Consider the following 23488-nt stretch of genomic DNA (forward strand, 5'->3'; position numbering starts at 1 on the left):
CATCGAGGCGTACGAACTCCGTGAAAAGCCGCGCGACTAGAACCGAGGGGGTGGCGGTCGGGGGCGGCGCCGCGCGGCGGGGGGGGGGCTTGGGCGTCGGGGGTGTATTGGGGGTGTGGCGGGGGGGGGGCGGCGCGCGGGCGGCGGCCGCGGGTGGGGGGGGGGGGCCCCCCCCACCGCCCTCGTGGTGGGCCGAACGGCTGGGAACCGACGAGGGCAACGCGCAAGCACTCGTGTGCGCTGCGGCGCGTGAGACCTTCGAGGAATGCGGTGTGCTGCTGGCCGGATCCGCACCGGATTCGATCGTGTCCGACACTGCCCCGTTCGCTGCCGAGCGGGGTCGTCTGGAACGCCGAGAACTGTCGTTCGCCCAGTTTCTCACTGCACACGATCTGGTACTTCGCTCGGATCTGCTCCGGCCGTGGTCTCACTGGATCACGCCGGTGGGCGAAGCGCGACGGTACGACACCCGGTTCTTCGTCGCCGTGATCCCGGAAGGCCAGACGGCGGACGGGGAAACCAGCGAGGCAGCATCGGTGAAATGGAGTTCGATCGGTGAAGCCTTGGCGGATTGGCGACGGGGAGAGACCATCCTGCTCCCACCGACCTGGAGTCAACTGGACGCCCTGTCTCGATTCACCACCGTTGCCGAGGTGGTCGAGCACGAACGTGAGTTCGCCCCGGTTCTGCCGATCCTCACCCGTGAGGACGGCGCTGTTCGGGTGCTCTTCGACGGGGACAATGCGTACTACGCCGGAGCTCGACATCCCTGGGCCGATCGCTGAACTGTTGCCGGGTAGCCTTTCCGCCCATGGCTGAGTACGTGAATCTCGAAGTATCCGACGGCATCGGCACCATCCGCTTGGACCGACCGCCGATGAATGCACTCGATCGTCAGATGCAGGAAGAGATTCGCTCGGCGGCTCGTGAAGCAACCGTGAATTCCGACGTCAAGGCGGTCATCGTCTACGGCGGGGAGAAGGTGTTCGCAGCCGGTGCCGACATCAAGGAGATGGTGGCGTTGACCGCGGCGGAGATGGCGGAAATCGCCGGGGACCTGCAATCCGCTCTGGGCTCGTTGAGCACCATCCCCAAGCCTGTCGTTGCCGCCGTGACCGGATACGCGCTCGGCGGCGGACTCGAGGTCGCTCTCGGTGCCGACCGTCGCATTGCCGGAGACAACGCCAAGTTCGGTGTCCCCGAGGTTCTCCTCGGCGTCATTCCCGGCGGCGGCGGCACACAACGGCTGGCGCGGCTGATCGGTCCGAGTCGAGCCAAGGACATGGTTTTCACCGGCCGCTTCGTCGGAGCGGAGGAGGCTCTGCGGATCGGTCTGGTGGACGAGGTGGTTGCCCCCGACGAGGTGTACAACGCTGCGCGGGCGTGGGCCATGCAATTCACCACGGGTGCATCGCGGGCGCTCGCCGCGGCCAAAGCGTCGATCGACCAGGGCCTCGACGTCGACCTCACCACCGGGCTTCGCATCGAGGCCCAGCAGTTCGCGGCGCTGTTCGCAACCGACGATCGTACGATCGGGATGACATCGTTCGTGGCGGACGGTCCGGGCAAAGCGACATTCACCGGACGGTGAGGCGGGGCCCTCACGACCGACGGAGTTGTCTCACAGCTACCGGATAGTAGGCTCGCCTGATGACTGCAAGCCCCCACGACGGTGTCAATCCATCGATCTCCAGTGTGACGGCCCCGGGCGAGGGTGACGACCGCACGGTCGATCCCGCCCCCAACCCGCACGCCACGGCCGAACAGGTCGAAGCAGCGCGATCGGACACCAAACTGGCGCAGGTGCTCTATCACGACTGGGAAGCCGAGACCTACGACGACAAGTGGTCGATTTCCTACGACGAGCGCTGCATCGACTACGCCCGCGGCAGGTTCGATCAGGCCGTCTCCGGTGACGCCTCGGCGCAGTCCGCTCTGCCGTACGGACGAGCCCTCGAACTGGGCTGTGGAACCGGGTTCTTCCTGCTCAACCTCATGCAGGCAGGTATCGCGGACAAGGGCTCCGTCACCGACCTGTCTCCTGGAATGGTGAAGGTTGCGCTGCGCAACGCCGAGCACCTCGGTCTCGACGTCGACGGTCGGGTGGCCGATGCCGAGACCATTCCCTACGAGGACGACACTTTCGATCTGGTCGTGGGACACGCCGTCCTGCACCACATCCCGGATGTGGAACAGTCCCTTCGTGAGGTTCTTCGTGTCCTCAAGCCCGGCGGACGATTCGTCTTCGCGGGGGAGCCGACCACCGTGGGCAATTTCTACGCTCGCTGGCTCGGCCGTATCACGTGGGAAGCGACTACTCGCGCAACCAAGTTGCCGTTCCTGGCGAGCTGGCGCAAGCCGCAGGAAGAGTTGGACGAGTCCTCGCGGGCAGCCGCGCTCGAAGCCGTCGTGGACCTGCACACCTTCGACCCGACAGATCTGGAGAACATCGCGCTCTCGGCCGGTGCGGAGTCGGTTCAGGCCAACACCGAGGAGTTCGCCGCCGCTCTGCTCGGCTGGCCGGTGCGCACGTTCGAGGCTGCCGTCCCCGCCGGGAAGCTGGGCTGGAACTGGGCGAAATTCGCCTTCGGCGGTTGGAAGACACTGAGCTGGGTCGACGAGAACGTGCTGCAGCACGTGGTGCCGCGCGGTCTGTTCTACAACGTGATGATCACCGGCACAAAACCCGCTCCTCGCGCTTGACCGGCTCGGACCGCCGCATCGATCGAGCCCGCTAGTGGGCTACGAGTTCACCGGCTCCGATCTCGACTTCCTGCGGAGCGAGGCCGGAGCCGGAGCTCTCGCCGCAATCGGCGATCTGGAGTTCGGTGCTCGAACGTCGCTGCGCGACACAGCGTCCGTGCGCAGCCGCTTCCCCGACCACGCGAGCGCCTTGATCGAAACCGTCACCGTCCGCCGCAAGGCGAGAGTGAAATTGTTCGGTGCCGACCACTGGCTGGTGACCGACGACGCCGTCCAGCAGGCCACCCCCACTCTGGTGGCTCGCAGGCGCGCGGCCCGACTGGCCGGCCGCCGAGTGCACGATGTCACGTGTTCGATCGGCAGTGAACTGGCGGTGCTGGTCGAATCGGCCGAGTTGGCGGTCGGCAGCGACCTAGACCCCATCCGGCTGCAGATGGCCGTACACAACGTTCCTGGTGCCCGCGTGCTGCGGGCCGACGCCCTGACGCCGACGACGCGGGGAACGGTCGTCGTGGCCGATCCGGGCCGGCGAGCGGGCGGACGGCGACGCCACGATCCGGCCATGCTGCAACCGCCGTTACCGGACTTGTTCGACGCCTATCGCGGCCGGGACCTGGTGGTCAAATGCGCTCCCGGTCTCGACTTCGACGCCGTCGATCAGCCCGGTGAGATCGAGGTGGTCTCGCTCGACGGGGGAGTGCGCGAAGCGTGCATCTGGTCGGAAGGATTCAGCGAGAGGGGCGTTCGGCGTCGTGCGGCGGTTCTGCGATCCGACGGCAGCGCGATGGACATCACCGATGCCGAATCCGACGACATTCCGGTTCGCCCACCGGGGCGGTACATCGTCGACCCCGACGGAGCTGTGGTCAGGGCCGGTCTCGTTCGTCACTACGGTGCCAGATTCGACCTGTGGCAACTCGATCCGAGGATTGCCTACCTGACGGGCGACACCGTACCGGCCGGAGTGCGGGGCTTCCGAATTCTGGAGCACTCCAAGTTCTCCGAGAAAGTGCTTCGGCAGCAACTGAATCGACTGGACTGCGGTTCGGTCGAGATTCTCGTGCGCGGGGTGGACGTGGATCCGGCACTACTGCGACCCAAGCTCAAGCTGCGTGGAACCGTCGCGCTGTCGGTGGTGATCACGCGCATCGATCGGTCCGCGGTGTCCTTCGTCTGCGCGCCGGGGGCGATCGATCAGTCGGTGTAGGTGAAGATCTCACCGAGGTAGCTCGCGGTGACCACCTGGCCGTCGGGACCGATGGACGTACCGACCGTCGAGCCGACGACGTCGGGAACGGGCTGCGAGTCCAGCGTCTCGCCGGTTGCGGAGTCGAAGGCGAGCAGCGCGAGGCCGTCGCCGTCGCGGACGACGGTATGGCCGTGGCCGTCGGCGGTCTGCGCAGCCGTCCCGGCTTGCTCGATGTCGTCGCGTACCCATACCCGCTCGACGGAATCGCCGTTGTCGCGCAAGCCGATCAGGGTGCCGTCGCCGCCCGCCGGGACGATGGTGCCGTCCGCGGCTATCGACGGGGATCCGCCGATTCCGAGCCCGGTGCCCTCCGTCCACTTCTGCCGTCCGTCCGCGGTATCGAACGCGGTCAATCGGCCGTCGATGTCGGCCACGTACACCGTCGACCCATCCTCGGACAGCACCGGAGACGATGCGACGCCTGCGGGGAGCAGGTCGGAGGACCAGCGTTCGGCGAGTCCGGGGGACCCGTCGCGGTTGTATTGTAGTGAAACCAGCTGTGGGGCAATAGAACCCGGCCGCCACAGGGTCAGATAGATCGCTCCGGTTGCGGTGTCGACTGCAGGCGCGGCGGGTACGATGCATTCCGATCCTCCCGCGCTGCACTCGGCGAGGCCGGTGTCGACCGGCTCGAAATCGGAGTTCGGATCGGTGAGGAAGTTCGGCGTCGGAACGAGGTCGAGGATGGGCACTCGAAGCTGCCCGTTCTGGGTGTCCAGAACACTGACCTGACCCATCTGGGTCACCGACAGCACGCTCCCGTCCCCGAGGAACTGAGCGGATTTCGGTACCCCGTACGTCGTTGTTCGCCAACGCAATTGACCGTGATCGTTGAACGAGTTCATGCCGCCGTCGTCACCGACGTACACGTTGATCGCGGAGTCGACGGTTGGCGTTGCGGTCACGACCGAGGGCCCCACACGATTGCACCAGCGCTTGCGAGCGGAGTCGATTTCGAAGGAGAAGAGGTTGCACCCGGATTCGGTGGCGGCGGTGACGAACATCTGACCCGTCGAGCCGATGGACACCGGAGAGCTCACAGTGCCGCCGGTGGGCCGGGTCCAATCCAACGCGACAGGCGAGTCCACCGACACCGAGGTCGCCCCACTGTTGTGCGCGTTCGCGTGTGCGGCGGGCCACGAATCGGGAGAGAGCGGTTCGATGGCGGTGGTATCGGAGCTGCAGCCGCTCAGGGTCACCAGCACAACCGCGGCAGCGAACGCAGTGATCTTTCTGCCGGTCCTGCCGTGGGCACTGCCGCCGTGCATCGATCGCTCCCCATGAGTGTGTTCGGGCCCGACGCGGTGCCGGGGCGTCCTGTTCTCCTGCGCCGACGAGCAACAGTCGACAGGCAACCCTAGCCCGCCGACGGGTGCCGGCAGAGAGTGGGCGAACGAGAAACTAGGGTGAACGTCCATGACGAGTATGTGGAACGCGCCGCTGCGGACACGCTGGCGCGGGTCGAGACGACGCGACACCGAGCAGGCGCGCTTCCTCACGCGCGCGTCTCTCGATTGGGTGCTCGCGAACAAGGCGTACACCCCCTGGTATCTCGTGCGGTACTACCGACTGGCGAAGTTCAAGTTGGCCAATCCGCACGTGATTCTCAGGGGCATGGTGTTTCTCGGCAAGAACGTCGAGATCCACTCCACTCCCGAGCTCTCCCGGCTCGAGATCGGACGCTGGGTACACATCGGCGACGGCAATGCCATTCGCTGCCACGAGGGTTCGCTGCGGATCGGCGACAAGGTGGTGTTCGGCAAGGACAACGTCGTCAACACCTACCTCGACATCGAAATCGGGGCCTCGACGTTGGTTGCCGACTGGTGCTACATCTGTGATTTCGACCATCGGATGGACGACGTGAACATGCCCATCAAGGATCAGGGAATCGTGAAGGGGCCGGTGAGAATAGGCCCGGACACGTGGATAGCCGCCAAGGTGACGATTCTGCGCGAGACCAGGATCGGGCGCGGCTGCGTCCTCGGTGCCCATGCGGTGGTCAAGGGCGAGATTCCTGACTACAGCATCGCCGTCGGCGCCCCTGCCAAGGTTGTCCGCAACCGTAAGGATGCCTGGGAAGCCGGCGCCGCCGAACGCGCGAAATACATTGCAGCGCTGGAAGACATAGCGCGCAAGAAGGCACTCGGTCAGGCCGAGGCGGCGCGCGAGAGCTGACCACAGGGGTCAGGTGCGGCCCGGCAGTGCGCGTTCGACGATGTGTGGGCGGCCCAGTGGATGGCGAACCTTGCGCTTGGCCTCCAGATAGACCATGGCCGTCGATTCGGCCACGTGCTTCCAGTCGAAGTCCACGGTGAGGCGTTCGCGGGCCGCCACAGCACGTTCCTGTGCGGCATCTGCGTTGTCGAGCACTTTTCGTACTGCTGCGGCCAGACCGGCGACATCCCCGGGCGCGAAGGACAGACCGGTGACGCCGTCGACGATTGCCTCGCCCAGTCCGCCCGCGGTGGATGCGACCAACGGAGTTCCCGCCGCGGCGGCTTCGAGGGCGATGATGCCGAACGGCTCGTATCGGCTGGGCAGCACGATCGCATCCGCTCCGTGCAGCCAACCGAGCAGTTCGGTGTGGTCGAGGTTACCCAGGAACGACACTGCTCGGGCAACCCGGTGTGTGCGCGCGAGCCCCGCCAGCCAGGCGAACTGCGTTCCCTCACCGGCGATGTGCAGGGTGGTACCCGGATGGCTCCGCCGAATACGGGGCAGGGCGGCGATGGCGTCCTGAATCCCCTTCTCGTACTCGAGGCGACCGACGTAGAGCAACGTGGCGGGCTCGGACCGGGGCTCTCGTCGCCGGAAGTTCCAGGTGGATCGGTCGATTCCGTTGCGAATGACCGACACTGCCGACTCGGGCACACCGAACAACGTGGTCACCTCGTCTCTCATCGACGCCGAGCAGGTGATGACCGCATCCGAGTCGTTGGCCAGCCACCATTCGACGGAATGCACCTGACGGTTCACGGGACCGGAGATCCAGCCACTGTGGCGTCCGGCCTCGGTGGCGTGAATGGTCGACACGAGCGGTACGTCGTAGAACTCGGCCAGAGCGATGGCGGGGTGCGCCACGAGCCAATCGTGTGCGTGGACCACGTCGGGCTGCCAGCCCTCGCCCAGCCCCGGTTTGCCCAACGCGACACCCGCGCGAACCATCGCGTGGCCCATTGCAAGAGTCCACGCGAGCATGTCCTCCCCGAAAACGAAATGAGCCGGGTCTTCCGCGACGGCGACGACGAGCACGCCGTCCTCGATGTGATGCGAGGTCGGGTGGGTGGCGGCGTCGGTACCGGTGGGCCGACGCGACAGTACGACGACCTGGTGCCCGCAGCGGACCAGTTCGGTAGCCAGATGATGAACGTGCCGACCGAGCCCGCCGACGACGACGGGTGGGTACTCCCACGACACCATCAGGATCTTCATCGACGTCCCCTTGCAGATTTCGGCTCGCCACCACGATGCGCGCCGGGTAGGCGGCGCGCGTCCAACGCGGGGAACAATCCGTCCGCGCGATTCCACTGCTGCGCCAATCCGGTCGCCCGGCTCGTCGATCCGCTCACGGCTGCAGCAGCAATCTCACGCAGAGCGTGCGCGTGGACGTGCGCTCGCTCCCGCGCATAACCAGCGGCGGAGTCCTTGCTGACCATGAAGGCCCAGTCGCTCGCCACTGCCATCAGTGTCTCACGCAGTATCTGATCACTGACCCGATTGCGTAGTTCGGGCCCACCGCCGCGGCGTCCGTTCTCCCGGGCGGCATCGACGGCGTCGAGTGCAGTTCGCGAGACCTCGGAATTCAGCGCCACCAGGTCGGCGACATCGTCCCCGGCCCACACCCGCCAGTCCTTGCCCGATCCCCACGATGAATCCTGAAGTTCCAGCGGATCACCGACGGACCCGCGCTCGCGTGCATCGTTCAGCGTGCCGACGGTGATTCCGGCGGCCGGGAGTGCGCGCATCAACTTCTCGAGCCACTGGGGGCCCTCGTGCCACCAATGACCGAAGAGCTCGGTGTCGAAGGCGGCCACGACCAGTGCGTCACGGCCGATTCGATCGGACTCCGAGATCAGCCGTCGACGAACCACGTCCACGAAATCTGCGACGTGGCGATCCACTGTCGCCGCAGCCCGCTCCGGATCGTAGGGAGCCTTGTCGTTCGAGGCCACCGTGCGGCCCGTGACGCGGGCCGGCTTGAGGCCCGTGTCGTGGTCGTAGGTGTGAAAGTCCCGGTAGGCGCTGTGTCCCGGATAGCCGGATCTCGGTGACCAGACGCGGTAGCTGACAGGAAGGTCGCGACCGAACGCGACGACGTCGGAGTCCCACACCGGCCTACCGAGGGAGGTGTCGCCGCGCATCGCGGGGCCGTCGACCATGAAATGCGACACTCCGGCAGCCGCGTACTCGTTTTCCATCCCGGGGGTGAAGCCGCATTCCGGGGCCCAGATGCCCGACGGGGTGCTGCCCCAGCGTGCGTGGGCATCGCGCAGACCCTCTTTTAGCGAGAACTCGCGCAGTCGCGGATGGAGCAGCGGCTGGAACGGGTGCGCGAGAGGGCCACCCAACAGCTCGACTGTACCGGCGTCGATCAGGGGCCGGAGCACAGCGGAGCCGCCGTGCCGCCAGCGTGTCTCGAATTGCTCGAGCGCAGCGGCGGAACCCCGATGTTCGCGAACGGACAGCGCACGATCGTGGGCCTCGTGGGCGCGTAGTTGCCAGTTTCCGAGCCAGTGATGCATACCCGACAGGCAGTGTGGATCGTCGAGCTGAGCAGCCAGAACGGGAGTGACACCGAGCGACAGCACGTCGCTGTGACCGTCATCGGCCAGTCGCTCCAGGGCCGCGGTGAGCGGCAGGTAGCAGTCGGCCCAGGATTGGTACAGCCACTCCTCGCCGACCGGCCACCTACCGTGATTGGCCAACCAGGGCAGATGGGAGTGCAGCACGAGGGAGAACATGCCCGGCACGGTGGTGCCGGATGTCACCCGATCACCGCGCCCGAACTCTTGTGCGCGATGGCAACGAGGTCGAGGCTGTCGTCGATGCGGTCGGCAGCGATCTCGAAGTCGTCGATCGTGATCGCCGCGACGTCCTCGGCCAGCTCGCTCGGCCACGGTTCGCCTGCAAGGGCGCGCTCGATCTGGGCGTCGATGAAGGAGCCACCGTGTTTGGCGTCGAGCGCGGCCAACGTACTGCCGTGCCGGACCCCGGTGAGCTCGGTGACCTCGAGGCGGGCGGCGACGAGAAGTTCGGTCAGTTCGGCTGCGTCGAGTTCGCGGGTGTGGAAAGGGTTGAGGGGAGTGTCCCGACCCGGCGAGAACGTGATGCGGTTGGGAGTACTGATCAGCAGTACGCCGCCGGGTTTGAGAATTCGATGCACTTCGGCGAGAAACGCGCCCTGGTCCCAGAGGTGCTCGATCACTTGGAAGTTGACGACGACGTCGACGGTGGAATCTGCGAACGGGAGGCGGTCGAGGTTGCCGCGCAGCATCGTCACCCGGGGATACCGCGCACGCACGTGCGCGGCGGCGGACGCGTCGTAGTCGAGACCGATGACGTGCGTTGCAACATCGGCAATCATGTTGGCTCCGTAGCCTTCTCCCGATCCGGCCTCGAGCACGGTGGAATCTCGGCACTGCTCGACCAGAGCTCGGTAGACCACCTCGTGTCGGCGGAACCAGTAGTTCTCCTCGGCTATGCCCGGCACGGTTCTCTCGCCGGTGAGGGGGAGTGGTTCCGGTGCCGGTGCCTGAGCCGCAGAATCGTTCACCGACGGAAGGTTAGTGGAGACATGGGAGAGGTAAGCCAACGTGGTCTCCGTAACAGTCAGGGCGCAGATGTATGGTCGGACGGACGGGGAGGTAAGTTACCCATGAGTAACTACGGTGAGGTAACCTCGTCACAGACCGTAGAACTGCACCACCAGAACTGCACGAACCGTTAGAACACTCACGATCAGCAGAACATGACCAGGAGGTCGACGCAGACCCATGACGAACATCGTTGTTTTGATCAAGCAGGTTCCAGACACGTGGTCCGAGCGCAAGCTCACCGACGGTGACTACACCCTCGATCGCGAGGCTGCCGACGCCGTCCTCGACGAGATCAACGAGCGGGCCGTCGAAGAGGCATTGCTCATCAAGGAAGCTCAGGGCGGTGAGGTCAAGGTTCTGTCCGCAGGCCCCGATCGCGCCACCGATGCCATCCGCAAGGCTCTGTCGATGGGTGCGGACAGCGCGGTGCACCTCAACGACCCGAGCCTGCACGGCTCGGACGCCATCCAGACCGGGTACGCCCTGGCTGCGGCACTGGGCAACGTCGCCTTCGAGAACGACGAGCCGGCCGATCTCATCATCGCCGGCAACGAGGCCACCGACGGCCGCACGGGCGCAGTTCCGGCGATCATCGCCGAATACCTGCAGATCCCTGCCCTGACGCAGCTGCGCAAGCTCTCCGTCGCGGACGGCAAGGTCACCGGCGAGCGCGAGACCGACGAGGGCATCTTCGGCCTCGAAGCGACGCTGCCCGCCATCGTGAGCGTCACCGAGAAGATCAACGAGCCGCGGTTCCCGTCGTTCAAGGGCATCATGGCCGCCAAGAAGAAGACGGTGCAGACCATCACGCTGGCCGAGATCGGTGTCGAGGACGGCATCGTCGGCGTCGACAACGCGGGCACGACCGTCACCTCGTCGACCCCCAAGCCTCCCAAGACTGCCGGCGAGCGGCTCACCGACGAGGGCGACGGCGGCGACAAGATCGCCACCTACCTCGTAGGCCAGAAGATCATCTGATCCCGCCCACCGAGCAATCGAAGACAAACGAGGAGCTAAGTCATGGCAGAAGTACTCGTGCTCGTGGAGCACGTCGAGGGAACACTGAAGAAGGTCAGCTCCGAGCTGATCACCGCTGCCCGCGCACTGGGTGAGCCGTCTGCGGTCGTCACCGGCCCGGTCGGCACCACCGACAAGGTCGCCGACGCGTTGACCGAGGCCGGTGCCGAGAAAATTTACGCCGCCGAGTCCGACGACGTCGACGGATTTCTCGTCACCCCGAAGGTCGACGTGCTCTCGGCACTCGCCGAGTCGGTCTCGCCGGCGGCGATCATCACCGCGGCCACGATCGAGGGCAAGGAAGTTGCGGGCCGGCTCGCTGCACGTTTGGGCTCGGGCTACCACAACGATGTCGTCTCGCTCAACGGTGACGGCAGCGCCGTCTACTCGATCTTCGGCGGCGCGTTCACGGTCGAGGCGAAGGCGAACGGCGACGTGCCGGTCATCTCGCTGCGCCCCGGTGCAGTCGAGGCCGAGCCGAAGGCCGGAGCGGGCACGCGCGAAACCGTCGAGGTGCCGGCGCAGGAAGACGGCACCGTGAAGGTCACCTCCCGTGACCCGATCGTCGGCGGCGACCGTCCGGAGCTCACCGAGGCGACGGTCGTCGTCTCCGGTGGACGTGGTGTCGGCAGCGCCGACAAGTTCACGGTGGTCGAGGACCTGGCCGATTCGCTGGGTGCCGCAGTCGGTGCCTCGCGTGCCGCTGTCGACTCCGGCTACTACCCGGGCCAGTTCCAGGTGGGCCAGACGGGCAAGACCGTCTCGCCGCAGCTGTACGTGGCGCTGGGCATCTCCGGAGCCATCCAGCACCGCGCAGGCATGCAGACCTCGAAGACGATCGTCGCAGTCAACAAGGACGAGGAAGCACCGATCTTCGAGATCGCCGATTACGGCATTGTCGGAGACCTCTTCAACGTCGCACCGCAGTTGACCGACGCAGTCAAGAAGCACAAGGGATAGCAACCAGCGCTGTTTCGAGAAGGCCCTCACCGCTACGGTGGTGAGGGCCTTCTCGCGCGTGACGGCGCAACCTTGTTCACGCAAACTCTTCCGACACGTTCCCCGGTCGATGCCCGGTGGTCTTCCCCGCTCGTTAGACACACCTCATGACCACTTCCGTCATGAGCTCGACTGCATTGATCGTCCCGGCCACCGACCGCTATTCGCTCGTGTTGTCCACCGACCCCGAACATCGACTCGCGGCGCAGCGCCTGCGCTACGACGTGTTCGCCTCCGAGCCCGGATTTGCCATCCCCACCGATACGGACGGCCTCGACGCCGATCGGTTCGATGAATTCTGTGATCACCTTCTCGTCCGCGACCAGTGGACCGACACCTTCGTCGGGTGCTACCGCATGTTGCCGCCACCGGCTGCGGTGGCCGCGGGTGGTTATTACACCGCCACCGAGTTCGATATCTCCGCGCTCGATCCCGTCGGCATGAACATCGTCGAGATGGGAAGAGCTGCAGTGCATCCCGACCATCGATCAGGGTCTGTTCTCGGTCTGATGTGGGCCGGAATACTGCACTATCTCGACGTCACGGGGTACGAGTGGGTGATGGGTTGCGTATCGGTGCCCATGCAGTCGGCCCCGGGTGAGCCGTCGGGGGCGAATGTCCGCAACGTCCGTGATCGTCTGTTGAGCAAGCATGCAACGGCACCCGATCGACGAGTGCGTCCCTACGCTCCGGTCGTCGTCGACGGAGTCGATCTCATCGACATCGCGCCCGCCGCGCGAACGTCCATGCCCCCGCTGATGAACGGGTACCTCCGACTCGGGGCCTCCATCTGCGGTGAGCCTGCACACGACCCCGACTTCGGTGTCGCGGATTTCGTTGCGCTGCTCGGGCTGCACGAGGCCAACACCCGTTATCTCGATCGGTTGCGCTCGGCGGCAACGACTTTCGAGTCGGCTGCCCAGTGACGCAACCGGTTGCACTGTCGCATGCGTGGATGCCGTCGTCGCCGTGCAGCGACGGCTGCCTACCGAAGAACCCGCCGACTGTGGGGCGCATCGTGCTCGTCCTGCGTATCGTGCTGGCACTGATTGCGTTCGGACTGCTGCCGGTGCTGGTCGTACTGGGCGTGCCCTTTCCCCGAGTGCGGCGTTCGCTGACCCGGATTGGTGCTCGCACCCTGCTGTTCGCCATCGGAATCGACCTGACCGTGCTCGACACCCGCTCCGATCGCGAAAGATCCCGAACCGCCGCCGGTGCACTGCACGTCGCCGGTCACATCTCCTGGACCGACGTCGTTGTTCTCACCGCGGTACAACCGTCGACCTTCGTCGCACGCGCCGATCTGATCGACTGGCCGGCGCTCGGTCGCCTCGCGCGCGCCATGAAAGTACTTCCGATCGATCGAGCTCGACTACGTCAGCTACCCGGCGTCGTCGAGCAGGTGGCCGATCGTGTCCGTGCCGGGGGATCGGTCGTCGTCTTCCCCGAGGCCACCACCTGGTGCGGTCGCGCGTACGGATCCCTGAGGCCGGCGTTGCTCCAGGCGGCGATCGACTCGGAGACATGGGTCCAGCCGATCCGGCTGCGCTATCTCGACCAAATCGACGAGCAGACCACCGCCACGTGCTTCGTCGGTGACGAAACGATCGGTGCATCCATCGGCCGAATCTTTCGCCTGCGAGGACTGCGTGCGGAGGTGGAGTTCACGGCTCCGGAGGCACCCGGCGGCGATCGACGCGACCTCGCTCGACGATGCGAGGTGGCGATTCGACGCGGGGAGGTCTATGACCCCACTGTGCACGGGGTGATGGCCGAGGCCGAACGCAGTCCGATACCGCCGACGGTGGCGGCCTGACGAGCAACGATCACCGTGGCCGCGGACCCACCTCGCGCAGGTAGGTCCGCACTCACGGCAGCGGGTATCGTCTAGCCTGTTATGCCTTCTGTGCGCAGTACGACTGCTTCCGCCCCGCCGCGGCCACCGGTGTACCTCGATCACGCAGCGACGACTCCGATGTTGCCGAGCGCCATCGAGGCCATGACGTCTGTATTCGCCACGGTCGGCAATGCGTCCTCGCTGCACACGTCCGGCCGATCGGCCCGCCGGCGAGTGGAGGAGTCCCGCGAATCGATCGCTGCCGACCTCGGTGCACGTCCGTCCGAAGTGATCTTCACCTCCGGGGGCACCGAAAGCGACAACCTCGCCGTCAAGGGCATCTTCGCAGCTCGTCGAGACTCCGACACCGCGCTGACGAGAATCATCGCCAGCTCCGTCGAACATCATGCGGTGCTCGACGCGGTGGAGTGGCTCGTCGCGCACGAGGGTGCGAGTGTCACGTGGCTCCCGGTAGATGCCGACGGCCGAGTGACTCCGGACGTACTGCGCGCCGAACTCGCCCTGCACGCAGACGAGACCGCCTTGGTCACGATCATGTGGGCCAACAACGAAATCGGCACCATCATGCCGATCACCGAGTTGGCCGGCGTCGCTGCCGAGTACGGCGTCCCGATGCACAGCGACGCGATTCAGGCCGTGCCGCATCTGCCCGTGAGTTTCTCCGACAGCGGCCTGTCCGCGCTGAGTATCGCAGCACACAAGTTCGGTGGGCCCCAGGGCGTCGGTGCACTGTTGCTCGGTCGCCAGGTTCCGTGTGTTCCGTTGTTCCACGGCGGCGGACACGAGCGAGACGTGCGATCGGGCACCCCGGACACGGCGGGTGTCGTCGCGATGGCGGCTGCGCTGCGGTCGACGGTTCAGAACGCATCCAGGCACCGCGTCGAAATGAGTGCGCTGCGCGATCGGCTGATCGAGGGAATCCGCGACGCCGTTCCCGACGCCGTGCTCAACGGCCCGGAGGGCGAGGACAGGCTGGCCGGAAACGTGCACTTCACCTTTCCCGGATGCGAGGGCGATTCGTTGTTGATGCTGCTCGACGCGGCAGGCATAGAATGTTCGACAGGCTCCGCGTGTACCGCAGGCGTGGCGAGCGCCAGCCACGTTCTGATCGCGCTCGGCAGTGATCCCCACGTCGCCCGCGGATCACTGCGATTCTCGCTGGGAGCCGGCTCGTCCGAAGCGGACGTCACCACTGTGCTTGCGGCCCTGCCGCAGGTCGTCGAACGTGCTCGCGCCGCCGGACTGGCAGGCGTCGGAGCTCGAGGAGGAAATCGCTGATGCGTGTTCTGGCTGCAATGAGTGGGGGAGTCGACTCGGCGGTGGCTGCGGCCCGTGCCGTGGACGAAGGCCACGATGTCGTCGGCGTTCATCTGGCGCTGTCGACCGCTCCCGGTGCGCTGCGCACAGGCTCGCGCGGATGTTGCTCGAAAGAGGACGCCGGCGATGCTCGTCGCGCTGCCGACGTACTGGGAATTCCCTTCTACGTCTGGGACTTCGCCGATCGATTCAAAGAGGACGTCATCGACGACTTCGTGGCGTCCTACGCGGCGGGCGAAACTCCCAATCCCTGCTTGCGATGCAACGAGAAGATCAAGTTCTCCGCTCTGGCGGACCGCGCTCTCGCACTGGGATTCGATGCAGTGGCCACCGGGCACTACGCGCAGCTGCACGACGGCGTGTTGCGCCGGGCCGTCGACGCGGACAAGGACCAGTCCTATGTGCTGGCCGTTCTGAATCGAGGACAACTCTCGCGTGCGATGTTCCCGATCGGGGACACTCCGAAATCCGAGATCCGCGAAGAAGCAGCCGAGCGCGGGCTGGCCGTTGCCGACAAGCCGGACAGCCACGACATCTGTTTCATTCCCTCGGGCGACACTCGCGCGTTCCTCGGCGCACATATCGGCGTGCGCCCGGGCAAGGTCGTCGACTCCGATACCGGAGCCGAATTGGCCGACCACGACGGTGTGCACGGTTTCACCATCGGACAACGCAAGGGGCTCGGCGTGGAAGGGCCTGCCGCAGACGGCCGTCCCCGGTACGTCACCTCGATCGAGCCCGACACCGGCACGGTCATGGTCGGTTCTGCGCAGAAGCTCGACGTCTGGGCCATCACCGGCGACCGCGCGGTGTGGACCGAGGGCACGGCCCCCACCGGTCCCATCGAATGCATCGTTCAGGTCCGCGCGCACGGCGGCCTGACCGAGGCTGTCGCCGAGGCGGTGGGCGATGGGATGGAGATTCAGTTGCGCTCTCCGCTGACCGGTGTCGCCAAAGGGCAGGCAGCGGTGTTGTACCGCAAGGACATTCACGGTGACGTCGTCATCGGTAGCTCGACCATTTCGGGTACTCGATCCGAGCGCGAGTGACCCCGAGCGATTTCGCCGGACTTGCGACCGGTATCGGCTCGTGGCCGGGTACGGACATACGTGAGGCGGCTGCGATCGTGCTCGGCGAGTTCGCCGAACTACCGCACATTGTGGAGCTTCCGGCACGCGGACTCGGTGCCGACACGATCGGGCGCACCGGAGCCATCATGGTCGACGTCGAACTCGACGTGCGCACGTCCGGATACCGCGTCGTGCCACGTCCGATGCTTGCCGGTCGTCGAGCGAACGATTTTCTCGCCGAGGATCTCGATGTGCTAGAGGAACTGTGGGAGGTCTCGGGGCTTCGTGGCAGCGGCCGAACAATCAAGATCCAGGCCGCCGGACCGTTCACGATGGCAGCCCAGGTGGAACTGCGGCACGGGCATCGGGCCTTGACCGATCGGGGTGCCGTCCGGCATTTCACGGAGGCCCTCGGTGAAGGACTTCGACTGCACTGCGCGGAGGTGACACGTCGACTCGGCGCCGACGTCGTGGTCCAGCTCGACGAACCCAGTCTCGCAGCCGTTCTGGCCGGAAGCCTGACCGGAATCACCGGGCTCGACACCGTACGTCCGGTCCCCGAACCGGATGCACTCGACCTCCTCGATTCACTGATCGATATCGTCGCGCTCCCGGTAGCGGTGCATTGCTGCGACTCCGGTGTTCCTTTCGATCTGCTGCGCCGCTCGAAAGCCGTCGCGGTGGCCGTGGACGCGGCCGGTCTGCGTCGCAACGATTTCGACGGAATCGGCGAGTTGCTGCAGACGGGAAAGACGCTGATGTTGGGCCTGATTCCGACGCACGCACCCGAGCGTCCGCCCGGCTGGCGGGAACTCGCCGAGCCCGGTGTCACCTTGGTCGACCGCTTGGGGTTCGACCGTTCCGTGCTCGCATCGCAGATTTCGGTCACGCCGAGTTGCGGTCTGGCCGGCAGCACACCGGAGTGGGCCCGTCGCGCAACAGGACTCGCTCGCGACGTGGCCGTCGCATTCGCCGAGTCACCCGATTCGTTGTGAGATTGCACAGTCGCCTGGAGTGACAGCGCACGGTCTCCGCGGCCTGGCAGCCCACAGGTGTTGGGACGTCGAACAGATGTGACACTATTCACATGGCCGTCGGGGGTCTATCGATCGGTGGGAGTTCGGAACATGGCATCAGGCGGTCGCGACTTCGACGAGGTCGCCTCCCTCCGACGTTCCGGCAGACACCGCCGAGGTGTGTTGGCCAAACTCGCTGCCGCGACCTCCGACTGGTACCGAGCGCCGCACGATTTCGAGTGGATCATCAACCACCGATCCACTCGTCCCCTGACCGGAATCATCCGCGTCGTGTTCGGCTCGGCGGTCCTCATGTACGCGCTCACCTCGATTCTGATGCTGTTCAGTGATCTCGGTCCACGCGGCTCGCTGGCAATCGGGTGGGTCTTCTTCGTCTTGGTCGTTCAGATGCTCGTCGCCGCACGATGCGTGTTCGGCCCGATCCCGGGCAAGAAGTTCTTCGTCGGGTTCCTTGCCTTCGGAGACATTCTCACCACGTCCGTTTTGATTCTCTACGCGCCCTTCGCATCGATGATCGGTACGGTGCTCTTCGCCGTCACCGGAGCGTTCTGCACGTACTTCCTCAGCCCTCGACTGCTCGTGGCTCACCTGGTGTGGACGGGCACGTTCATCATCGGCTTCGGAGTTCGAACACTCGTCGATGTGATGGACGGCAAGTTCGTTGCGGTCGACGGACCTGCGGTGGCGACGGCAACGGTGGTGTTGCTGCTGGCGACGGTGGCTGTACCGGTCTTCGCGCAGGTGGCATGGACCACCCTGTCCAACGATGCCAAGCGCTCGGTTCTCGATCCGCTCACCGGGGTGTACAACCGTCGAGGCATCGACAGTGAATTGCTGGATCTGTGGCAGTTGGCACGAAAGCGCGATCTGTCCATGGCATTCCTGGTTGTCGACATCGACAAGTTCAAGGCCGTCAACGACCGATTCGGGCACAGCCGCGGTGACGAGGTGATCGTTCGGGTCGCCGACCGACTCCGCCGTCTGGTTCGGCACCAGGGCGGAGTCCTGGCTCGCACCGGCGGGGAGGAGTTCCTGGTGGCTGTGGTCGGCGACGCGCGCGGCATGGTCGATCTCGGCTTCGACATGGTGCGGGTGCTCTGTGACCGGCGCGACGACATCCCTGTCACGGTCAGCGTCGGTATGGCACTGCTGCACGAGAATTCGGCCCTGTGGGACGTGGGAACGTCCGTCGTCGGTAGAGCTGCCCGCACTGCCGACGCCGCGATGTACCGGTCCAAGCAGTCCGGCGGCAACAGTCTGGTGATCGACGAGATCTGACACCGCGATCCGCCTTCGGCTCGGTGCGCCGGCGTGCTTGCCGGAGACCTCTGCGATGATCGTGAAATGTATCGGCTATCGGATGCCCAGCGACGTGGATTGCCCGCCGGAGTGTTGTTGTCCGTGATGGCCTCCGTGCTCGGCGGAATCTACTCCGAGTCCTTCGTGACAGGTTTCGCGTTGACCGCAGGCATCTGCGCGGTGGCGCTCGTGGCGGCGACGTTGTTGCTCGGACTCATGGGTCGCTAGTCGCGCCGGGTCGGGTGATGGTTCGGTGTCGGTGGGTTCGGATAATCTTCGAGACGTGCCCGAGCCGACGGAAATACCAGTAGGAATCGACGAGAACGCAGCCGGTGTGGAACTCGATGCCGCATCCTCTGCCGATCGCGAGCGATGGCAGACGCTGGCCGAAGAAGTGCGCGGCCACCAATTCCGGTACTACGTCCGCGATTCGCCCATCGTGTCCGACGGTGAATTCGATGCTCTGTTGCGCGAGCTCAACGATCTGGAAGAGGCGCACCCGGATCTGCGTACTGCGGACTCACCGACCCAGCTCGTCGGAGGCGGCTTCGCGACGGAATTCACCGCCGTGGACCACCTGGAACGAATGCTGAGCCTGGACAACGTGTTCGACCACGACGAGCTTCGTGCCTGGGCCAAACGAGTCGAGACCGAGGCCGGACCGGATCTGCAGTACCTGTGCGAGGTCAAGATCGACGGCGTCGCGCTGAATCTGGTGTACGAGAACGGCACCCTCGTACGGGGTGCCACCCGCGGCGACGGACGGACGGGCGAGGACGTCACGCTCAACGCGCGCACCATCGACGACATCCCGGACACCCTCACCGGTAGCGCGGAGTATCCCGTGCCGGAGCTGCTGGAAGTGCGCGGGGAAGTGTTCTTCCGCCTCGAGGATTTCCAGGCACTCAACGCCTCTCTGGTGGAGGAGGGAAAGCCGCCGTTCGCCAATCCGCGGAACTCTGCCGCAGGGTCGCTTCGACAGAAGAATCCGGCCGTTACCTCCAAACGACGCCTCGGCATGATCTGCCACGGTTTCGGCCGCATGGTGGGCTTCACTCCGGATTCGCAATGGCATGCCTACGAGGCCTTACGAGCCTGGGGCCTGCCGATCTCCACGCACACCACGCGTGTGCAGGGGATCGACGCGGTTGTCGAGAAGGTCGTCTATTGGGACCAGCATCGACACGACGTCGAACACGAGATCGACGGCCTGGTGGTCAAGATCGACGAGATGTCCCTACATCGTCGGTTGGGAACGACGTCTCGGGCACCGCGGTGGGCCATCGCCTATAAGTATCCACCCGAGGAAGTCACCACGACTCTGCTCGACATCCGGGTCAGCGTCGGCAGGACGGGCAGGGTCACGCCGTTCGCCTACATGACTCCGGTTCTCGTCGCCGGTTCGACGGTGTCGTTGGCGACCTTGCACAACGCCTCCGAGGTCAAGCGTAAGGGCGTGCTGATCGGCGACACGGTGACCATTCGCAAGGCGGGTGAGGTCATTCCGGAGGTTCTCGGACCTGTCGTCGACGCCAGGACCGGTGACGAGACCGAATTCGTGATGCCCACCGAATGCCCGGAGTGTTCGACGCCATTGGCTCCGGCCAAGGAGGGCGACGCGGACCTACGCTGCCCCAACTCGCAGTACTGCCCGGCGCAACGCCGTGAGCGCGTGTTCTTCGTGGCCGAGCGGCAGCGATTCGATATCGAGGGACTCGGGTACGAGGCAGCATCGGACTTGTTGTCCGCCGGTGCCATCGAGGACGAGGGCGACCTGTTCTCGCTCACCGAAGCGGACTTGATGAAGACGGCGATCTTTCGGACCAAGTCAGGGGCGCTCTCGGCCACCGGTCGCAAGTTGCTCGACAACCTTGCCGTCGCGAAGAACCAGCCACTGTGGCGTGTCCTGGTCAGCCTGTCCATCCGGCACGTGGGGCCGTCGGCGGCCCGGGCGCTGGCCGGGGAGTTCGGCAGCCTCGAACGTATCGAGGCGGCGTCCGTCGAGGAGCTGTCCGCGGTCGACGGGGTGGGTGGCACCATCGCGGCGGCGGTCTCGGAATGGTTCGGTGTCGACTGGCATCGAACCATTGTCGACAAATGGCGGGCCGCGGGCGTGCGTATGGAAGACGAGCGCGATGCCTCCATCGAGCGAAATCTCGAAGGGCTGTCGATTGTCGTCACCGGGTCGCTCACCTCGTATTCACGCGACGAGGCCAAAGAAGCGATCTTGCTCCGCGGTGGGAAGGCCGCGGGTTCGGTGTCGAAGAAAACCGCGTTCGTCGTCGTCGGAGAATCGCCGGGGTCCAAGCACGACAAGGCAATCGAGCTCGGTGTGCCGGTACTGGACGAGGCGGGGTTCACGCGCCTGCTGACCGAGGGACCGGAGGCGGTGACTACCGCCGAGGAAGAAGCAGGAGCGGATGACTGACGGGGTGCGGAGGAGTCAATTCAGTACGGTGGCCACGATGCCGGCGAGGTAACCGAGACGGGCCACCTCCGACGGCCGAAATTCCGGTCCACCCGGCCTACCCAGCATGAGGACGGTTCCGGTGTTCCCGAGCGGAGCGACGGCGATCTGGGTGTCCATGTCGCGCCACACCTGCGGAACCCACTCTGCATCGGCGTCGAGTGCTGCAGCAGCCGCCAAGGGGAACCACGGCAGCTCTGCCGCATGCGTCTCGGGTGCTCCGGAACTGCCGACCAGGCGGAAGGGTCCGTGCGCGTTGGTGGCCACGACAGTGCTCCACCCCACTCGCAGAACGCGAGGAGCGCCGTCGACCAACACCTGCAATCGATCGTCGGACGCAGCGGCGACCCGATCGATCAATTCCAGTTCGCGGTGCGTGTCGAGGAATCCGGTGTACGGCCGGATGGAATCGACCCGGACATCGTCGAGGTTCTCGGCGGCTGTGATCAGTGTGTCGGGAAGCGAACCGGGCGCGACGTCGACCACCAGATCGTCGACCGCGTATCCGTCACCGCGTTCGATGACGTCGAGAGAGAGGATGTCTGCGCCTACCGTCCCCAGCGCGACGGCCAACGACCCGAGACTGCCCGGCCGGTCCGGCAGTTGAACACGGAGCAGATAAGACATGTCACGCTCCTTTTCGACTTCTGGCGGACTTCGGCCACCCGGCGCGAGCAATCCTTGCATCTTCGACCTGTACTCGACGTCCCGCAACGCGGGCAGTGACAATTCTGACACCCGAAGCGCCCACGAGGAGTGCGTGCAGCCTGCGACAGGTTCCGCACTAGGCTGGACGGCGTTCGCGGACCCGTTCGGTTCGCTCTGCACAAATACGGAGTCGTTTCGTCCGGCTCCACTCCTACAGTGTGAAAGGGGTCCACGCGGTGCCTGACATCTCCCGCGACGAGGTCGCTCACCTCGCCCGGCTGTCGCGTTTGGCTCTCAGCGACGCCGAACTCGACGAGTTCGCCGGTCAGCTGGATTCGATTCTTCATCACGTCAAAGCCGTGGCGGAGGTGGCTACCGACGATGTTCCGCCGACGGCCAACCCCAGCGAGATCGTCAACGTGACGCGTCCCGACACGATCGTTCCCGGGCTGACGCCGGAGCAGTCGCTCGCCGGCGCACCGAATGCGGAAGAGGGCCGTTTCGCGGTGCCGCAGATTTTGGGAGAGAGCGAATGACCGACCTGACGAAGCTCGACGCGTCCGAGCTCGCCACCCGTATCCACGCGCGCGAGATCAGTGCAGTCGAGGTGACCCAGGCGCATCTCGACCGGATCACGGAGGTCGACGCAGACCTGCACGCCTTCCTGCACGTCGCAGCCGCCGAGGCACTCTCGGCCGCGACCGACGTCGATGCGGGACTGTCGGCAGGTCGTGCACCTGCGTCGGCTCTGGCCGGGGTCCCGCTGGCACTCAAGGACGTGTTCACCACGACCGACATGCCGACGACGGCGGGCTCGAAGATTCTCGACGGCTGGGTCTCGCCCTACGACGCGACACTGACGTCCAAGCTGCGGGCAGCGGGCATCCCGGTGCTGGGCAAGACGAACATGGACGAGTTCGCGATGGGCTCGTCGACCGAGAACTCGGCGTACGGGCCGACCAAGAACCCGTGGGACACGACTCGGATTCCCGGCGGCTCGGGCGGTGGCAGCGCGGCGGCGCTCGCCTCGTATCAGGCACCGCTGGCCATCGGCACCGATACCGGCGGATCCATTCGCCAGCCGGCCGCACTGACCGGCACCGTGGGGACCAAGCCGACGTACGGCAGCGTCTCTCGTTACGGTCTGATCGCCTGCGCGTCCTCGCTCGACCAGGGCGGGCCGTGCGGGCGAACGGTGCTCGATACCGCGCTGCTGCACGAGGTGATCGCCGGATACGACCCGCGGGATTCCACGTCCGTCGATACCGCAGTTCGTCCGGTCGTCGCAGCGGCGCGGGAGGGCGCTCGCGGCGACCTGTCGGGAGTTCGTGTCGGGGTCGTCAAGGAATTGCATTCCGACAACTACCAGGCCGGTGTGATCTCGTCCTTCGACGCGGCTGTGGCCACACTCACCGGGCTCGGTGCCGAGGTCGTCGAGGTCTCGTGCCCCAATTTCGTGCACGCTCTGGCCGCGTACTACCTGATTCTGCCGTCCGAGGTGTCGTCCAATCTGGCTCGATTCGACGGTATGCGCTACGGATTGCGCGCTGGTGACGACGGAAAGCACAGCGCCGAGCAGGTCATGGCGCTCACGCGTGCCGAAGGATTCGGTCCGGAAGTCAAGCGCCGCATCATGATCGGTACGTACGCGCTCTCGGCCGGGTACTACGACGCCTACTACGGCTCGGCTCTGAAGGTGCGCACGCTCATAGCCCGCGACTTCGATGCGGCCTACGAGAAGGTCGATGTACTGGTGTCACCGACGACCCCGACGACGGCATTCCCGTTGGGGGACAAGGTGAACGATCCCATGGCGATGTACCTCAACGACCTCTGCACGCTACCGACGAACCTTGCCGGTCACTGCGCGATGTCGGTGCCGTCGGGTCTCGCCTCCGAGGACGGTCTGCCCGTGGGACTGCAGATCATGGCTCCGGCGTTCGCGGACGAGCGCCTCTACCGTGTCGGTGCCGCGTACGAGGCCGCTCGCGGCGAACTGAGGTAA

22 protein-coding genes are annotated in these 23488 nt (G+C 65.7%); 17 read left to right on the forward strand and 5 right to left on the reverse strand.

The annotated features are described in order from the left end of the window. Nucleotides 1-272: 272 nt before the first annotated feature. From ACFI9K_RS08105 to ACFI9K_RS08120, 4 genes are read left to right on the forward strand one after another with little or no spacing between them, the layout of a single operon-like run. Nucleotides 273-785: an NUDIX hydrolase gene (locus ACFI9K_RS08105; RefSeq protein ID WP_462663032.1), complete on the forward strand. Its 513-nt coding sequence runs from the start codon at nucleotides 273-275 to the stop codon at nucleotides 783-785. A 26-nt stretch (nucleotides 786-811) separates the two neighbouring features. Further along, a complete protein-coding gene (locus ACFI9K_RS08110) occupies nucleotides 812-1591 on the forward strand; it encodes an enoyl-CoA hydratase/isomerase family protein (RefSeq protein ID WP_462663033.1) in 780 nt (259 codons plus the stop codon). 59 nt (nucleotides 1592-1650) lie between these two features. Beyond that, nucleotides 1651-2703, forward strand: coding sequence for a methyltransferase domain-containing protein (locus tag ACFI9K_RS08115; RefSeq protein WP_462663034.1), 1053 nt, complete (start codon nucleotides 1651-1653; stop codon nucleotides 2701-2703). A gap of 34 nt (nucleotides 2704-2737) precedes the next feature. Beyond that, the gene (locus tag ACFI9K_RS08120; RefSeq protein ID WP_462663035.1) at nucleotides 2738-3910 is read left to right on the forward strand and encodes a THUMP-like domain-containing protein; all 1173 of its coding nucleotides are present in this window, start codon (nucleotides 2738-2740) and stop codon (nucleotides 3908-3910) included. Here the strand turns inward: ACFI9K_RS08120 and ACFI9K_RS08125 are convergent. Beyond that, nucleotides 3898-5220 (reverse strand): outer membrane protein assembly factor BamB family protein, encoded by a 1323-nt coding sequence (locus tag ACFI9K_RS08125; protein ID WP_462663036.1) that lies wholly within the window; start codon nucleotides 5218-5220, stop codon nucleotides 3898-3900. The genes ACFI9K_RS08120 and ACFI9K_RS08125 overlap by 13 nt on opposite strands. 148 nt (nucleotides 5221-5368) lie before the next feature. Here ACFI9K_RS08125 and ACFI9K_RS08130 point away from each other — a divergent pair, with 148 nt between their 5' ends. Beyond that, nucleotides 5369-6130, forward strand: coding sequence for an acyltransferase (locus ACFI9K_RS08130; protein WP_167325557.1), 762 nt, complete (start codon nucleotides 5369-5371; stop codon nucleotides 6128-6130). A gap of 9 nt (nucleotides 6131-6139) precedes the next feature. Here the strand turns inward: ACFI9K_RS08130 and ACFI9K_RS08135 are convergent, their stop codons facing one another. Genes ACFI9K_RS08135 through ACFI9K_RS08145 form a run of 3 tightly spaced genes read right to left on the reverse strand, consistent with a single transcriptional unit; the run spans nucleotide 6140 to nucleotide 9728 of the window. Then, nucleotides 6140-7387, reverse strand: coding sequence for a glycosyltransferase family 4 protein (locus ACFI9K_RS08135; RefSeq protein WP_462663037.1), 1248 nt, complete (start codon nucleotides 7385-7387; stop codon nucleotides 6140-6142). Beyond that, a complete protein-coding gene (locus tag ACFI9K_RS08140) occupies nucleotides 7384-8916 on the reverse strand; it encodes a 1,4-alpha-glucan branching protein domain-containing protein (protein WP_462663231.1) in 1533 nt (510 codons plus the stop codon). Before ACFI9K_RS08140 ends, ACFI9K_RS08135 begins: the two co-directional genes overlap by 4 nt. 23 nt (nucleotides 8917-8939) lie before the next feature. Further along, the gene (locus ACFI9K_RS08145; RefSeq protein ID WP_462663038.1) at nucleotides 8940-9728 is read right to left on the reverse strand and encodes a class I SAM-dependent methyltransferase; all 789 of its coding nucleotides are present in this window, start codon (nucleotides 9726-9728) and stop codon (nucleotides 8940-8942) included. Nucleotides 9729-9948: 220 nt separating this feature from the next. On the opposite strand from ACFI9K_RS08145, the gene ACFI9K_RS08150 reads away from it, so the two are divergent. The 10 genes from ACFI9K_RS08150 to ligA all read left to right on the forward strand — a co-directional run bounded on the left by ACFI9K_RS08150 (nucleotide 9949) and on the right by ligA (nucleotide 20796). After that, nucleotides 9949-10749 carry an electron transfer flavoprotein subunit beta/FixA family protein gene (locus ACFI9K_RS08150; protein WP_222093092.1) on the forward strand — a complete coding sequence of 267 codons (801 nt, stop codon included), beginning with the start codon at nucleotides 9949-9951 and terminating at the stop codon, nucleotides 10747-10749. Between the two features lie 42 nt (nucleotides 10750-10791). Continuing rightward, nucleotides 10792-11748 carry an electron transfer flavoprotein subunit alpha/FixB family protein gene (locus tag ACFI9K_RS08155; protein ID WP_222093093.1) on the forward strand — a complete coding sequence of 319 codons (957 nt, stop codon included), beginning with the start codon at nucleotides 10792-10794 and terminating at the stop codon, nucleotides 11746-11748. Between the two features lie 146 nt (nucleotides 11749-11894). Next, on the forward strand, nucleotides 11895-12713 hold the full coding sequence (locus ACFI9K_RS08160; protein ID WP_462663039.1) for a GNAT family N-acetyltransferase: 819 nt from the start codon (nucleotides 11895-11897) through the stop codon (nucleotides 12711-12713). Beyond that, nucleotides 12710-13603, forward strand: coding sequence for a lysophospholipid acyltransferase family protein (locus tag ACFI9K_RS08165; protein WP_462663040.1), 894 nt, complete (start codon nucleotides 12710-12712; stop codon nucleotides 13601-13603). Before ACFI9K_RS08160 ends, ACFI9K_RS08165 begins: the two co-directional genes overlap by 4 nt. Before the next feature lie 81 nt (nucleotides 13604-13684). Then, nucleotides 13685-14923 carry a cysteine desulfurase family protein gene (locus ACFI9K_RS08170; RefSeq protein ID WP_462663041.1) on the forward strand — a complete coding sequence of 413 codons (1239 nt, stop codon included), beginning with the start codon at nucleotides 13685-13687 and terminating at the stop codon, nucleotides 14921-14923. Then, a complete protein-coding gene (gene mnmA, locus ACFI9K_RS08175; RefSeq protein ID WP_462663042.1) occupies nucleotides 14923-16011 on the forward strand; it encodes a tRNA 2-thiouridine(34) synthase MnmA in 1089 nt (362 codons plus the stop codon). The genes ACFI9K_RS08170 and mnmA overlap by 1 nt, the downstream gene beginning before the upstream one ends. After that, complete coding sequence (locus ACFI9K_RS08180; RefSeq protein ID WP_462663043.1) at nucleotides 16008-17027, forward strand: methionine synthase; 1020 nt, start codon at nucleotides 16008-16010, stop codon at nucleotides 17025-17027. The genes mnmA and ACFI9K_RS08180 overlap by 4 nt, the downstream gene beginning before the upstream one ends. A 132-nt stretch (nucleotides 17028-17159) precedes the next feature. Next, on the forward strand, nucleotides 17160-18347 hold the full coding sequence (locus ACFI9K_RS08185) for a GGDEF domain-containing protein (RefSeq protein WP_462663044.1): 1188 nt from the start codon (nucleotides 17160-17162) through the stop codon (nucleotides 18345-18347). Nucleotides 18348-18413: 66 nt separating this feature from the next. After that, nucleotides 18414-18596 carry a hypothetical protein gene (locus ACFI9K_RS08190; protein ID WP_462663045.1) on the forward strand — a complete coding sequence of 61 codons (183 nt, stop codon included), beginning with the start codon at nucleotides 18414-18416 and terminating at the stop codon, nucleotides 18594-18596. An 85-nt stretch (nucleotides 18597-18681) separates the two neighbouring features. After that, nucleotides 18682-20796, forward strand: coding sequence for an NAD-dependent DNA ligase LigA (gene ligA, locus ACFI9K_RS08195; protein WP_462663232.1), 2115 nt, complete (start codon nucleotides 18682-18684; stop codon nucleotides 20794-20796). A 15-nt stretch (nucleotides 20797-20811) separates the two neighbouring features. Here ligA and ACFI9K_RS08200 read toward each other — a convergent pair whose 3' ends face one another. Next, entirely contained in the window at nucleotides 20812-21462 is a 651-nt protein-coding gene (locus tag ACFI9K_RS08200; RefSeq protein ID WP_222093100.1) for an ACT domain-containing protein, read from the reverse strand. A 257-nt stretch (nucleotides 21463-21719) separates the two neighbouring features. Here ACFI9K_RS08200 and gatC point away from each other — a divergent pair, with 257 nt between their 5' ends. Next, nucleotides 21720-22019 carry an Asp-tRNA(Asn)/Glu-tRNA(Gln) amidotransferase subunit GatC gene (gene gatC, locus ACFI9K_RS08205; RefSeq protein ID WP_222093101.1) on the forward strand — a complete coding sequence of 100 codons (300 nt, stop codon included), beginning with the start codon at nucleotides 21720-21722 and terminating at the stop codon, nucleotides 22017-22019. After that, a complete protein-coding gene (gene gatA, locus ACFI9K_RS08210) occupies nucleotides 22016-23488 on the forward strand; it encodes an Asp-tRNA(Asn)/Glu-tRNA(Gln) amidotransferase subunit GatA (RefSeq protein WP_462663046.1) in 1473 nt (490 codons plus the stop codon). The genes gatC and gatA overlap by 4 nt, the downstream gene beginning before the upstream one ends.

Source organism: Rhodococcus sp. PSi06, from assembly GCF_054960675.1.